This is a genomic window from Sorangium sp. So ce693 (assembly GCF_051521375.1).
Classification (GTDB): domain Bacteria; phylum Myxococcota_A; class Polyangia; order Polyangiales; family Polyangiaceae; genus Sorangium; species Sorangium atrum.
The window spans coordinates 6,811,183-6,824,779 of sequence record NZ_CP150347.1 but is presented as its reverse complement, the minus strand read 5'-3'; the positions used below and the strand labels follow the sequence as shown (position 1 = coordinate 6,824,779).

Sequence of the window (13,597 nt, the reverse complement as noted above, 5' to 3'; positions counted from 1 at the left end):
GTGGTGTCCTCACTTGCGATCGTCGAACAGGTTGCCGCCGGGCGGCGCAGCGGCCGGGGCGGCGGGCGGCCGGGTGGCCGGAGCCTGCTGCGTGGCGTGCGCCGCGGCCGGGGGTCGCGGCGCGGCGCTCGGCCGGCGCGGCGCGGCGGGCTTGCCGCTGGCCGTCGCCGCGGGGGGGATCTCGGCCGGGGCCGGCGCCGCCGTGCGGTCGTCCGTCGGCGCCGGGGCCTCGGCGCCGACGGGCGTGACGGTCGGCGAGAGCGACGCGGGCGCGGTCGGCGGCTGTGCCGCGGCGTCCGCCGGCGACGGCGCGGCCGAGGCGCTGGCGGTCGGCTCGGTCGCTGCGCCGTCGCCGCGCGCGCGGGACGTCAGGAACGCGAAGACCGCGATCGCGGCGATCAGCGACACGCCGGCGCCGGCCGCGACGGCGAGTCCCACCGGCCGCTTTCGCGTCACGACCGTCCCGCTCCACGTCGGCGAGGTGTTCAGCGACGTGTTCACCACGGTCGGTGAGGTCACCCCGCTCGCCGAAGGGAGCTCCGGCCGCGGGGGCCCCGAGCTCCGCGAGATCCCGCTGATCCGGTCGACGGAGAGCCGGGCCCGCCCGGTCGCGAACGGCGCGAGCGCCTCGGCCAGCTCCCCGACGTGGCGGAACCGCTGCTCCGGCAGCTTCTCCAGGCACTTGCGGATCACCGCCTCGAGCGCCCGGGGCACGTCGGAGCGGAACGCGGCGAGGGGGCTCGGGATCCCCTGCATGATCGCCACGCAGAGCTGCGGCATCGTCGCGCCGTCGAACGGCGGCGCGCCGGTGAGCAGCTCGAACAGGATGACGCCGAGCGACCAGATGTCGGTGCGCGCGTCGACGTCGCGCGAGGACTTGAGCTGCTCGGGCGACATGTAGAGCGGCGACCCCATGATGGCCTTCGTGTCGGTGATCCGCGGGTCGGAGCCGCCGGTCGCCACCTTCGAGATCCCGAAGTCGAGCACCTTCACGCACGGGGAGCTGTCCGCGCGCCGCGTGAGGAACAGGTTCGCCGGCTTGAGGTCGCGGTGGATGATGCCCGCTGCGTGCGCCTCGGCGAGCGCCTCGCAGGCCTGGAGGACGTACTCGACGGCCGCCTGCGGGGTCATGGGCCCGCCCGCGCGGAGCGCGTCGGCGAGATCGCTGCCCGACAGGTACTCCATCACCATGTACGGCGTGCCGGACTCGAGCGTCCCGACGTCCGTCACGCGCGCCACGTGCTCGCTCTTGACCTTCACCGCGGCGCGCGCCTCGCGCACGAAGCGCTCGGCGAGCGTGCGCGACTTCGCCGCCTCCGGCAGGAGCAGCTTGATCGCGACCCGCTCCTCCAGCTGGAGGTGGGTCGCGGCGACGACGACGCCCATCCCGCCGGCGCCGATCACCCGCTCGACGCGGTACTTCTCGGCGATGACCTGCCCCGGTCGCACCAGCCCCTCGGCTTCGTCGTGTGTCGGCGCGGTGGTCGTCATGGCTCGGTCCCTTCGCGCGCCGGACCGCGGACCCCGTGAACAGCGCGATCTTCGCGGAAAATCCGGTGCAAAGCCAGCCAACGATAGCCGCCGGACGGACGGCAATCAATCTCGGGGCTTGGCTCCGCCGCGCCGGCGTGGCCCGCGCGCCGTCGGGTTCGTGCCATCACCAGCGCGCCGCCGCGCCCGCGCCGGCGCGCCGCCGCCCCTGCCGGCGCGCCGTGGCGTCCCCATGGTCGCTCCCGTCCTCCCGCCAGGACGCTTCCCCCGGCCGTGAATCCGGGAGAACATCGCTCACCTCATGGAGCACGGTTACCCCGGCGGCGCCAGTGAGCGACGCCAGCGGATCCTCGAGGCGACAGAGCGGCTCCTCCGCCGGTACGGGCCTGCCAAGACCACGGTCGCCGATATCGCGCGCGAGGCCGAGATCGCGGTCGGCGCCGTGTACCTGGAGTTCGCCTCGAAGGACGCCATCGTCGAGGAGCTCTCCCAGGGCGAGCACCGCGCCGTCATGGCCGCGATGCGCGCCGCCGCGGCCGGGGACGGCGTGCCCTTTTGCGACCGGCTGCGGGCGGTGTTCGACGCCCGCGCGCGCGCTTTCCTTGAGCTCGCCGGCTCGGGCGCGCACGCGTGCGATCTCGTGCATTGCCAGAGCCGCGCCGTGAAGGCAGCCCACGCCCGCTTCCTCGACGAGGAGCGCGCGCTCCTCCGCGATCTCGTCGCGCGCGGCGCTGGCGCCGGCGAGCTCGACGCCGCCGACCCCGAGCTCACCGCGCGCGCCCTCCTGCGCGCCTATGCGAGCTTCGCGCCTCCGTGGCTGTTCCAGAGCTCCCGTGAAGAGGTGGAGGCGATGCTGTCCGCGGTCCACCGGATCGTCCTTTACGGCCTCGTCGGCCGCGAGCCTGCCCGCGCCGCCCGCAAGCCCGAGCGCTGAGTCCGCGCCGTCAGCCTCCGGGCCTGCGCAGGCTCGCGGCCTCGGATACGACCCAGTCCCTGAAGGCGGCCACCGGCTTTCGCCGCAGGCTCGCGCGCGTGCTCACGAGGTAGTAGGCGAGGCCCGTCGGCAGCGCCGGGAGCCTGGGAAAGAGCAGCACCAGGCGGCCGAGATCGAGCTCTGCGGCCGCGAGCGACCAGCGCGCGAGCGCCACCCCCTGGCCGCGCACCGCCGCATCCACGAGCATCGACGAGTCGGTGAGCTGGCTCTGGCGCACCCGGGCCGGGAGGCGGCGCGAGCGCTCGCGAAACCAGCGGCCCCAGGCGTCGGGGTGGTCGTCGCCGAGCAACACCTCGTGGCTCAGGTCCTCGACGCGCCAGCGCGCGCGCTTGCTCGCGACGCTCGGCGCGGCGGCCACGATCAGGGCGTCGTCCGCCAGCTTGACGGTGACCAGGCCGGGGTAGCTGCCGAGGCCATAACGGATGCCGATGTCCACCGGCTCTCTCGCGAGATCGATGAGGCGCTCGGTGGCGGAGATGCGCACGTCCACCTCCGGGTGGGTCACAAGGAACTGCCCGAGCCGCGGCACGAGCCAGCGCGCCCCGAACGACGGCGTGACGCTGACCGATACGGCGGGCCGCGCGTCCGCGGCGGGCCGCCGCAAGCGGGCGTTCGCCTCGCGCAGCCGGGCGAACACGACGCCCAGCTCCGCAGCCCAGCGCTCGCCGTCCTCCGTCAGGCTGATACCGTGCGGCGAGCGCCGAAACAGCGCCGTCTCCAGCGTGTCCTCGAGGGCGCGGATCTGGTGGCTGACGGCTGTCTGGGTCACGCCCAGCTCGCGCGCCGCGTGGGTGACGCTCGCATGGCGCGCCGCGGCCTCGAACGCCTGCAGGGCGGTGAGCGAAGGCAGCGGCGGAGGGCGATCCCCCGGGGCGGGGCCGGTCATGAGAATTTCTCATGGTTCATGGAAAACATTCGTTCGCTCGTCCTGCTGCGCCGGGGTATCCCGGGAGCCATGAAGCTCTACCGACTCCGATATAGCCCCTTCGCCCGCAAAGTTCAGATGCTTCTCGACCTTTTGGCTCGCCCGTACGAGCTGGTCGAGGTGCCGTACGACGATCGCGACGAGCTGGCCCGCGTGACCGGCGGCTATATCTACGTGCCCGTGCTGGTCGGCGACGACGGCCAGGTGACGGTCGAGTCGCGGCGGATCTGCGAGCTCCTGCTCGAGGACCCTGCCGCCAGGCGCTTGACGCTGGACGCCCTCGAGGGGCCGGTCTGGGCGTACGCGGATTTCTGCGACGGACCGCTCGAGGACGTGCTGTTTCGGATCGCGTCGCCGCGCATCCGCGACGCCTGGGAGCGGCCGGGTCAGCGCGCTCTGTACACGCTGATCAAGGAGCGCAAGTTCGGCGCCGGCTGTATCGAGCAGTGGGAGCGCGACACGCCGGCGCTGCTCGATCGCGCGCGGACCCTGCTCGCGCCGACCGTCAGGACGCTGAAGCGAGCGCCGTTCCTGTTCGGCGAGGCCCCGAGCCTCGCGGACGCGGCGCTTTACGGCAACCTGGCGATGTTGTTCGAGGCGGACCGGGCGCTGCCGGGAGCGCTGGCGGCGGAGCTGCCGGGGTACATATCCCGGCTCGAGCGGCTCATCCCGTCGCGGTGAGCCTGGGCTCCCCCGCTGCGCTCATCGCCCCGCTTCGCAGGATTCACCAGTTCGCCTCAGCTGCAGACGCCCTCGACGCACTCGCTGCCGCTCGGGCAATCGCAGTTCGCCTCGCAGGAGATGGCCGGCTCCGGCGGGGGCGCGCAATAGCCACCCTCGCACGAGTCGCCCTCGGGACACTCGCACGAGGCCGCGCACGGTGTCTTGCAGGTCCCTTCGACGCACACGTCGCCGCTCGGGCAGTCGCACGACGCCTGGCAGGCGCCCGGGGTCCCTGGTGAGCTTTCGCCGCCGCCGCTCGCGCTGCTCTCGCCGCCGCTGCTCGCGCTGCTTTCGCCACCGCTGCTGCTCGCGCCGTCCTCACCGTCGGTGTCCTCGTCCGGATCCGGGCGCTCGAAGTCGGGAGCGTCGGGGGCGCCGGGCTGGTCGATACAGTCATCGCTCCAGTCGCAGTCGTCGCCAGTCTCGATGTAGCAACCGACCGTCGTCATCGAGATAAAGGACAAAGAGAGACCGAGACCCCATTCGAAGGCCGTGCGCATGTTCATGTGTCATCACTCCTGATCAGCGATGGATCCAGGGCAGCGGCGCGGCTCGTCGGCGCGGCGCCCTCTGCCCACTCGGAGCTGCGTGCCCGCTGCTACGCGCTCCGTTCAACGGGTCGCGCCCCTGCGCACGATCTCGACGGCCGCCGGTCCGGAGCTCCCGGGCGGCGGGATGGACCCCGGCGGTCGATCGCGCCCCCTGGCCGTCGATTTCAGCCGTCCGGACCCCCGGCGGTCGATTTTGCCGACCGGCGTTGAACGTTCCGGACCCCTCCGGGCACGAAACCGACGCGCCGACCATGAACGCTCTCCTCCACGCCGGGCACGACGGGGTGTGCCTCATGTCGCCCCGGGCTCTCCGACGCTTGTTGATGGCAAACGGGCAACGCCGCCGGGCGCGTTCGGGTGTAACGATGATGGCGCAGGGATGGACCGAGATGGGACGGAGCGAGCAGCGGGTTTTCCGGGGGCAGAGCCGTCCGGCGACGTCGAGCCCCCGCGCGCCGGGGAGAGGTGGCGACCGATGAAGACCATGGCGCTCCTCATGCCGTTCTTCTTCGCCCGCGGCGCCGAGCGCGCGCAGGACGCGGAGGAGGACCTCGTCGAGCGGCTGCGGCGCGGGGACGCCGCGGCGGTCGGCGAGGCGTACGACAAGCACTACGGCGCGGTGCGCGGGTTCGCCCGCCGCCTCACCGGCGACGACGCGTCCGCCGAGGACCTGGCCCACGACGTCTTCCTCAGCCTGCCGCAGGCCGCGCAGCGGTTCCGCGGCGGCTCGTCGCTCAAGACGTTCCTCATCGCGATCGCGGTCAACCACGCCCGCCACCACCTCCGCTCGGCGGCGCGGCGCCGCGCGGCCATGGAGCGGCTCGCCCTGGAGCCGGACGAGGAGCAGGCGTCGAGCCCCGAGCGGGAGGCCGGCCGCGCCGCGCTCGCCCAGGCCCTGAACCGCGCCCTCGACGCGCTGCCGACGGCGCAGCGCGTGGCGTTCGTGCTCTGCGAGGTCGAGGAGCGCAGCGCACGGGAGGCATCCGAGATCATGGGCGTGCCCGAGGCCACCGTGCGCACGCGGCTGTTCCACGCCAAGCAGAAGCTCCGGACGCTGCTGGAAGAGAGGGCGCCGTGAAGGAGAAGGACGACGTGCTCCGCGACGCCGCGCGCGCGCTGCGCGCGGAGGCAGACGCGTCGCGCGGCCGCCGCGACGAGACGCGCGCCCGCGTGATGAGGAGCCTGAAGGCCCAGCGCGCCCGTCGCCTCGCGATGGTCCGCGTGGTGGTCCCGCTGGCCGCCGTGCTCGTCGGCTCGGTCGCGTGGGCCTCGGCCGCGCGCTGGTTTCCAGGCGGCTGGGACGACGTCGCGTCGCGGCTCGGGCTGCGCGTCTCCGAGGCGCCCAGCATGCCGCCCGCGCCGCCGCCGCACCGCGTGCTGTCCGGACCGCGGCACGCGGCCGAGGCGCCTGCGCCGCCGGAGGCCGAGGCGCCCGCGCCGCCGGAGGCCGAGGCGAGCGCGGAGGTGGTCGCGCCGGAGCAGCCGCCGCTGCCTGCGCCCATCGCGGAGCCCCCGATCGCCCCCGCGCCGCCGCGCGCGCCGGTGCTGGCGGTCGCGCCGGTCCGGTCGGCCTCGCGCCAGGTCGCGGCCGTCGCGCCGAGCGCTGCGCGCCTGCCAGCCGCGCCGCGGCCGGCCGCGGGCGATCCGCAGGCCATCGAGCGCCCGCCGGCCGGCCCCGACGCGGACGCGCTCTATCAGGCGGCGCACCGCGCGCACTTCGTCGAGCGCAGCCCGGCGGCCGCGCTCGCCGCGTGGAACGCGTACCTGGCCGCCGCCCCGCGCGGCCGCTTCGCGGTGGAGGCCCAGTACAACCGCGCCCTCTGCCTGGTGCGCCTCGGCCGCGCGGACGAGGCGCGGCGGGCGCTCGAGCCGTTCGCGCAGGGCGCCTTCGGCGGCTACCGAAAGGACGAGTCGCGCTCGCTGCTCGAGGCGATGCGCGGCGCGGACGAGTGAACGTCGCGGCGCGTGAACGAACGCGACGCGAGCGGGCACAGCACGGTCGATGAACACACCCGCCCTCGCACCTCTCCCCGCGCCGCCGCGGGGCTCGCCGCGCGGTGACCGGAAGACGTCCGCGCGCGGCGCAGGCCTCCGCGCGGGCGTCCTCCTTCTGCATGCGCTCGCGGCGGCGGGCGCGCTCGCCGCGGTCACCGCGCCTCCCGCGCCTGCGCTCGCCGAGGAGCCGAGCGCCTCGGGCGTCGATCTCGTCGTCGACGGCGCGCCGTGGACGCTCGATCCCGACGCGGTGCGCGCCGCCATCGGGAGCGAGCTCGGCGCCGGCGTGACGCTGGCCCCCGCGGCGACCGCCGGGCGCCCCACGCTCGTCCTTCGCGGCGAGCCCGACGGCCGCGTCACGCTGAGCTACAGCGCCGCGGACGGCCGCCGCATCGAGCGCACCATCGACGTCCCCGCGGAGCCCGATCGCGCCGCCGAGGCGATCGCCCTGCTCGCGGGCAACCTCGTCCGGGACGAGGCGGCGGAGCTCGCGGCGGCGTTCGGCAAGCGCCCGCCCGAGGCCCCGCCCGCCGCGCAGCCGGAGACCGCGGCGCGCCCGGCGCCGCCCGCTGCAGGCGAGAAGTCCGCGCCTCCCCGCGGCGCGCGCCCCGCGCAGGCCGGACGCGGCGCGCAGGCCGCGCGCGCCGCGGCCCCGGAGCCTCCTCGGTGCGCGCTCCCCGGCGCGAAGGCCGTCCTCCTCGGCGCCGACGTTCTCCCGCTCGTCGGCACCTCGACCTTCGACGGCACGAACGTCGTCCGCCGCTACTCGCTGAACCTCATCGCCGGGTACACGGCGGGCGTCGCGGGCCTCGAGCTCGGCCTCGGGGTCAACATCGCGTCGTCGTTCCTGTGCGGCGCGCAGCTCTCGTCCGTCGCCAACCTCGTGCTCGGTCCGGCGCGCGGCGCGCAGATCACGATGGGGCTCAACGTCGCCGGCTCGCTCCAGGGCGCGCAGGTCGGCTCGCTCAACGTCGCCGCAGGCCCGGTCACGGGCGCGCAGGGCGGCGTGTTCAACGTCGCCATGGGCGCCGTGGACGGGGCGCAGCTCGGCGCGGCCAACGTCGCGGCGGGCGCCTCGATCGACCTGCAGGTCGGCATGGCCAATGTCGCCGTGAGCGACGCGACCGACGTGCAGGTCGGCGTGGCCAACGTCGCCGCGGGCGCAGCGACCGACGTGCAGGTCGGCGTCGCCAACGTGGCCGTGGGCAAGTCGACAGGCACGCAGATCAGCGTGGCCAACGTGGCCGCGGGCGAGTCGACAGGCCTGCAGATCGGGCTCCTGAACGTCGCGACCGGCAAGGTGGGGGGCGCGCAGATCGGCCTCGTCAACTACGCCGACGAATCGCCGTTCTCGCTCGGGCTGTTCAACTTCATCCGCAAGGGCCGCCTGCACGTCGACGTCTGGGGGCTCGAGTCCGGCATCGTGGTGGCCGGCCTCAAGAACGGGAGCGACCACATCCACAACATCTACGGCGTCGGCCTTCGCACGATCGGCAACCGCCCTCTCCTGGTCTCCGCGCTCGGCCTGGGCGGCCGTATCTCCATCCACCAGCGCGCCTACATCGACCTCGACGTGCTCGGGTACACGCTCCACGAGCCCTCGACCCTCAAGCCCGCGGCCACGATCGCGCAGGCGCGCGCGCTCCTCGGCTTCCGCCTCTTCCCGGAGCTCGCGATCTTCGGAGGCCCCAGCGTCAACGTCGCGTTCAGCGGCACCCCGAAGGACGCCCAGCTCAGCCCCTACGGCAGCGCCCCCCTCGGCTCCGACGCCAGCAGCACCGAGCGCGCCTGGCCCGGCGTCGTGCTCGGCGTCCAGGCGTTCTGATCCAGCCGTCGCGCTCGCTGGCGGGGCGGGTTGACGGGCGCGTGAACGAATTTACTTTTCGTTCATCGATTCATGGAGCTCGCCCGAGCGGTTGCTCGCGGCGGTCTACGTGAGCCCCTCCGCGCGCCGCGCCGCCCTCACGGGCGGAGGTGCGGCGCGCTGTCCACGCAGTCAACCGAACCTTCCACCGATCCGGCACGGATGGCGCGAGCCGACCGCTGCCACAGGAGTTCGCATGAGCCAGCTTCGCAGCGGCGCCAGCGCGCCTCGTTCCCCTTTTCCCCTGCTCCCGCTCCGCACCGGCGTCCTCTTTCCCGGCACCGTGCTCACGCTCCCGGTGGGTCGCCCCCGCTCGGTGGCGCTGCTCAACGCCGTCCACGCCGGCGACGTGATCGGCGTCATCGCGCAGCGCGATCCGAAGCGCGAGGATCCGCGGCGCGAGGACCTCCACGACATCGGCACGTTCGCCCGGGTCGTCGACATCTCGCGCGTCTCGAACGGCTACCGGCTGGTGATCGAGGGTCTCGATCGCTTCGCGCTCTCGGCCCTGGTCGAGACCGAGCCGACGTGGCGGGCCGAGGGCACGCTCGCGCCCGAGTTCCTCGGCGACGCCGAGGAGGCGCGCCTGCTCGCGGCGTCGCTGCGCGAGCGCGCCCGGGAGGTCGGCCCGAAGACGGGGACCAACCTCGCCGAGATCGCCGCGACGAGCCGGGCGGAGCCGGGCGTCTTCGCGGATCAGGTCGCCGGCGCGCTCGGCCTGCCCACCGAGAAGGAGATGGAGGTGCTCTCGGAGCTCCGGGTGGTGCCGCGGCTCCAGCGGGTCGCCGGCCTGCTCGCCGAGGCGTCCGCGCTGGCGGACCTGAAGAAGAAGATCGACGGCGACGTGCGGCGCGAGCTCGGCAAGGGCCAGCGCGAGGCGATCCTCCGCGAGCAGCTCCGGGCCATCCAGAAGGAGCTCGCGGGCGGCGAGGAGGGCGAGGACGAGCTGTCGGCCCTCCGGCGGCGCCTCGACGAGGCCGGGCTCCCCGAGGAGGCGCGCGCGGTCGCCGATCGGGAGCTCCGCCGGCTCGACTCGGTCGGCCCGCAGAGCGCGGAGCACAACGTGATCCGCACGTACCTCGAGTGGATCGCGGACCTGCCGTGGAGCGCGAGGGCGGAGGTGACGGACGACCTCGACGCTGTGAAGGCGAAGCTCGACGAGGATCATCGCGGCCTCGACGACGTGAAGCGCCGCATCCTGGAGCACATGGCGGTGCTCAAGCTGACCGGGAAGGCGCGCGCGACGATCCTGTGCTTCGCGGGCCCGCCCGGCGTGGGCAAGACCTCGCTCGGCCAGTCGATCGCCGACGCCACGGGCCGCCCGTTCGTGCGCATCTCGCTCGGCGGGGTGCACGACGAGGCGGAGCTGCGCGGCCACCGGCGGACGTACGTCGGCGCGCTGCCCGGCCGGATCGTGCACGCGCTGAAGAAGGCCAAGGTGAGGAACCCGATCGTGCTCCTCGACGAGGTCGACAAGCTGGGCGCCGGGTGGCGGGGCTCGCCCGAGGCGGCGCTCCTGGAGGTGCTCGATCCGGAGCAGAACCGGACGTTTGTCGACCACTACCTGGAGCTCCCGTTCGATCTGTCGGAGGTCGTCTTCCTCTGCACGGTGAACGATCTCGGCGCGCTCTCGGCGCCGCTCCGGGACCGGCTCGAGGTCATCGAGCTGTCCGGCTACACGCCGGACGAGAAGATCGCGATCGCGCGGTCGCACCTCGTCCCGAAGCAGCTCAAGGAGCACGCGATCGACCCGGCGTCGCTGTCGATCACGGACGAGGCGCTCGCGGCGATCGTGCGTGACTACACGCGCGAGGCCGGGGTGCGGCAGCTGGGCCGGGAGATCAAGAAGCTCTGCCGGGCGGTCGCGCTGGAGATCGCGCGCGCGGCGGACGGCAAGGCGCCGCGCGTGGTGGTCGAGGCGAGCGATCTCGGGACGTACCTCGGCAAGATCCGGTTCTTCAGCGACGTGGCGGAGCGGACGAGCGTCGCTGGTGTTGCGACAGGGCTCGCCTGGACGCCGGTGGGCGGGGACATCCTGTTCATCGAGACGTCGCGGATGCCGGGGAAGGGGAGGGTCGAGATCACGGGCCAGCTCGGCGACGTGATGAAGGAGTCGGCGAAGGCGGCGCTCACCTATGTGCGCAGCCACGCGGTCGAGCTCGGCGTCGACACGGCGAAGCTCGAGGCCGAGGACCTGCACATCCACGTCCCTGCGGGCGGCGTGCCCAAGGACGGGCCGTCCGCGGGCGTGACGATGTTCACGGCGCTGACGTCGCTCCTCTCCGGGCGACGGGTGCGCTCGGACACGGCGATGACGGGCGAGTGCACGCTGCGCGGGCGGGTGCTGCCGGTCGGCGGGATCAAGTCCAAGGTGCTGGCGGCGCACCGCGCGGGGATCACGCGGGTCATCCTGCCGCAGAAGAACGCGCGCGACGCTGAGGAGATCCCGAAGGAGGTGCGGGCCGAGCTGGAGCTCATCTTCGTGGAGGACATGAGCCAGGTGATCGCGGCGGCGCTGGAGGAGGCGCCGATCGAGGCCGCGGCTCCGGGCGGCGCGGCGGGGGCGGCGGCGGGAGAGCCGGCGGCGGCCGCGTAGCGGACAGGGAGAGAGGGGCTGAGCCGAGCCGCCGCGCCGGCGGGGGGCTGTGCGCGGCGGCGCGCGGGTGGGCGCTCGGCCATCCGCCAAGACTGGGGCCGGGGAGCTTGCGCTGAGAACACCGCCCGGCATGTCTCACTTCGGGCCATGCCTTCTGAGACGTCTCGTTGCGCGCCACATAAGGCGCGCCTGGGACGTAGAGCCCCCTGAGAGGTTATGGCACCTCGTTCGGTGCTCGCCGCGCCCACCCGCGCGCCGCCGCGCACAGCCCCCCGCCGGCGCTCACGTTGTCTTGTGAGCGCCAGTCAAAGGGCGCCGAGCTGCACGGCAGTAATGCGTGGGTACGCGATTCATGACGTTGGTCCGAGGGCGGCCAAGGCGGCCTCGACGGCGAGCGACTTGACCTTCTCCATCGGTACGTCGGTGAACTCGATGACGCAGTCGGAGAGGCCGCCGATGGCGACGACGGCGCGGGCGCGGGCGGCGAGCGAGGGGCGGGGGCCGATGAGAAGGCGCATCAGGCGGCGGCGCCACTCGATCATGCGCATGCCGAGGTCGAGGTAGGCGAGCGTTGCGAGGTCGCGGACCACCATCGTGAGGGTGTCGCGGTGGCGGTGCAGGAGATCGAAGTAGTCGGCGAGAAGGGCTCGGGGGTCAGGCTGCGGGCCGCCCTCGCGCTCGGCGATGAACGCGTCCACGTCCGCGAGCAGCGGCTCGACGATGCTGGCGACGAGCGATTCGCGCGAGTCGAAGTGGTAGTAGAGCGCGGGCTTGGTGATGCCGAGGTGATCGGCGATCTCGCGCAGGCTGGTCCGCTGGACTCCCTGGCGCGCGAACAGCTCGCGCGCCACCGCCTGGATTCGCGCCTTGGTGTCGGAGGGCCGGGCTCGGGTCACCCGCGCAGTGTAGCGGTTACTTACCGATCGGTAAGCCTTGTGCGAGGTGGGGTCGCGTGCTTACCTATCGGTAAGTAAGGAGGGGCCCATGGAGATCCTCATTTCGGGGGCCAGCATCGCCGGTCCGGTGCTGGCCTACTGGCTCAAGCGGCACGGGTTTCGGCCGACGGTGGTGGAGCGCGCGCCGACGCTGCGCAAGACGGGCGGCCACGCGGTGGATCTGTTTCGGCCGGCGATGGACATCGTCGAGCGGATGGGCGTGCTAGCGCGGGTCGAGGCCAAGAAGACGGGCACCGAGCGCATGACGCTGCTGCGCGAGGGGGTGCAAGGGCAGGTCGACGTCGACGTCGGCCGGCTGATGCACGCGGTGTCCGACCGCCACGTCGAGATCATGCGCGACGATCTCAGCGAGATCTTCCACGACGCGACCCGGGGCGACGTCGAGTACGTGTTCGGCGACTCGATCGCGTCGCTCGCCGAGGACGAGGCCGGCGTCGACGTGACGTTCGAGCGCGGCGCGCCGCGGCGCTTCGATCTGGTGATCGGCGCCGACGGGCTGCACTCGAACGTGCGGCGGCTGGTGTTCGGCGAGGAGCGGCAGTTCGCGCGTTTCATCGGCGCTTACCTCGCGGTGATCTCGATCCCCAACTACCTGGAGCTGCACGACCACGCGATCGTGCTCGGCGGGGTCGGGCGGATGGCGGCGATCTATGGCTCGCACACGATCGACGACGCGCGCGCGGTGTTCCTGTTCCGCAGCCCGCGCGAGCTCGACGTCCACCACCGAGACGTCGCGCGGCAGAAGCAATTGCTGCGCGAGGCGTTTGCCGGGGCCGGCTGGGAGGTGCCGCGGCTGATGGCCGAGCTCGATCGGACCCCGGCGTTCTACTTCGACTCGATCACGCAGCTGCGCATGGACTCGTGGTCACGCGGGCGCGTCACCCTGACCGGCGACGCCGGCTATTCGCCGGGGCCGGCGGTCGGCGGCAGCACCAGCCTCGCGGTGGTGGGCGCCTATGTCCTCGCCGGTGAGCTGGCCGCGGCCGGCGGCGACCACGCGCGCGCGTTCCAGGCCTGCGAGCGCAAGCTGGCCGACTACGTGCGCCGCAGCCGGGTGTTCGCGCTGAACGCCGCCAGGCGCCTGGTCCCGGGCAGCCGGTTCGAGCTGTGGGCGCTGGCGCAGATCGGCCGCCTGGTCAGCGTGGCGCCGCGCGGGGTGTCGCGCGCGCTGGCCAAGCTGAGCAGCCATGGGGTCCGGCTGCACGACTCGATCGCGCTCGAGGAGTACGCGCGCTGCCTCGCAGCGACACGCCATCAGGCGCCCGCTGGCGGGCATTCCGGCCCTACGGGAGCCGAGCAGCTACCGCTGACGTCTTCTCCTCGGCTTCGCGACCAGCTCCCCGGTGAACTGGTGCTCCTCCGGAAAGGCATCAACGAGAAGATGTGAGGATGGATCGCGCGGCGTTCCATGAAAAGCGGGAGGCGCGGGACATCGCTCCCTCAACCCGCGCCCGGGCGAGCGGCGCGAGCCACTTCTCGACGGCCGAGCGGGCATTAAGCTT

At 73.5% G+C, this 13,597-nt stretch carries 11 protein-coding genes; 7 read left to right on the top strand and 4 right to left on the bottom strand.

From position 1 onward, the window contains the following. Nucleotides 1-9 precede the first annotated feature (9 nt). Nucleotides 10-1,491, bottom strand: a complete 1,482-nt coding sequence (locus WMF14_RS25320) for a serine/threonine-protein kinase (RefSeq protein ID WP_437790152.1) — start codon at nt 1,489-1,491, stop codon at nt 10-12. Nucleotides 1,492-1,792: 301 nt separating this feature from the next. On the opposite strand from WMF14_RS25320, the gene WMF14_RS25315 reads away from it, so the two are divergent. Next, nucleotides 1,793-2,425, top strand: a complete 633-nt coding sequence (locus WMF14_RS25315) for a TetR/AcrR family transcriptional regulator (RefSeq protein ID WP_437322564.1) — start codon at nt 1,793-1,795, stop codon at nt 2,423-2,425. Between the two features lie 10 nt (nt 2,426-2,435). Here the strand turns inward: WMF14_RS25315 and gcvA are convergent, their stop codons facing one another. After that, complete coding sequence (gcvA, locus tag WMF14_RS25310) at nt 2,436-3,371, bottom strand: transcriptional regulator GcvA (protein WP_437790149.1); 936 nt, start codon at nt 3,369-3,371, stop codon at nt 2,436-2,438. Between the two features lie 18 nt (nt 3,372-3,389). On the opposite strand from gcvA, the gene WMF14_RS25305 reads away from it, so the two are divergent. Further along, on the top strand, nt 3,390-4,091 hold the full coding sequence (locus WMF14_RS25305; RefSeq protein ID WP_272093426.1) for a glutathione S-transferase family protein: 702 nt from the start codon (nt 3,390-3,392) through the stop codon (nt 4,089-4,091). Between the two features lie 56 nt (nt 4,092-4,147). Here the strand turns inward: WMF14_RS25305 and WMF14_RS25300 are convergent, their stop codons facing one another. Next, nucleotides 4,148-4,639, bottom strand: coding sequence for a hypothetical protein (locus tag WMF14_RS25300; protein ID WP_437790147.1), 492 nt, complete (start codon nt 4,637-4,639; stop codon nt 4,148-4,150). 520 nt (nt 4,640-5,159) lie between these two features. Here WMF14_RS25300 and WMF14_RS25295 point away from each other — a divergent pair. The 4 genes from WMF14_RS25295 (at nt 5,160) to lon (ending at nt 11,139) form a co-directional block, all read left to right on the top strand. After that, complete coding sequence (locus WMF14_RS25295) at nt 5,160-5,762, top strand: RNA polymerase sigma factor (protein ID WP_272093424.1); 603 nt, start codon at nt 5,160-5,162, stop codon at nt 5,760-5,762. Then, complete coding sequence (locus WMF14_RS25290) at nt 5,759-6,637, top strand: hypothetical protein (protein ID WP_437790145.1); 879 nt, start codon at nt 5,759-5,761, stop codon at nt 6,635-6,637. The genes WMF14_RS25295 and WMF14_RS25290 overlap by 4 nt, the downstream gene beginning before the upstream one ends. A 49-nt stretch (nt 6,638-6,686) precedes the next feature. After that, entirely contained in the window at nt 6,687-8,504 is a 1,818-nt protein-coding gene (locus WMF14_RS25285) for an LA_2272 family surface repeat-containing protein (protein ID WP_437790143.1), read from the top strand. 235 nt (nt 8,505-8,739) lie between these two features. Then, nucleotides 8,740-11,139: an endopeptidase La gene (lon, locus tag WMF14_RS25280; RefSeq protein ID WP_437790141.1), complete on the top strand. Its 2,400-nt coding sequence runs from the start codon at nt 8,740-8,742 to the stop codon at nt 11,137-11,139. A gap of 350 nt (nt 11,140-11,489) precedes the next feature. Here the strand turns inward: lon and WMF14_RS25275 are convergent, their stop codons facing one another. Beyond that, nucleotides 11,490-12,035, bottom strand: a complete 546-nt coding sequence (locus WMF14_RS25275; protein WP_437790139.1) for a TetR/AcrR family transcriptional regulator — start codon at nt 12,033-12,035, stop codon at nt 11,490-11,492. A gap of 88 nt (nt 12,036-12,123) precedes the next feature. Here WMF14_RS25275 and WMF14_RS25270 point away from each other — a divergent pair, with 88 nt between their 5' ends. Beyond that, nucleotides 12,124-13,482 (top strand): FAD-dependent monooxygenase, encoded by a 1,359-nt coding sequence (locus WMF14_RS25270; RefSeq protein WP_437804292.1) that lies wholly within the window; start codon nt 12,124-12,126, stop codon nt 13,480-13,482. Nucleotides 13,483-13,597 lie beyond the last annotated feature (115 nt).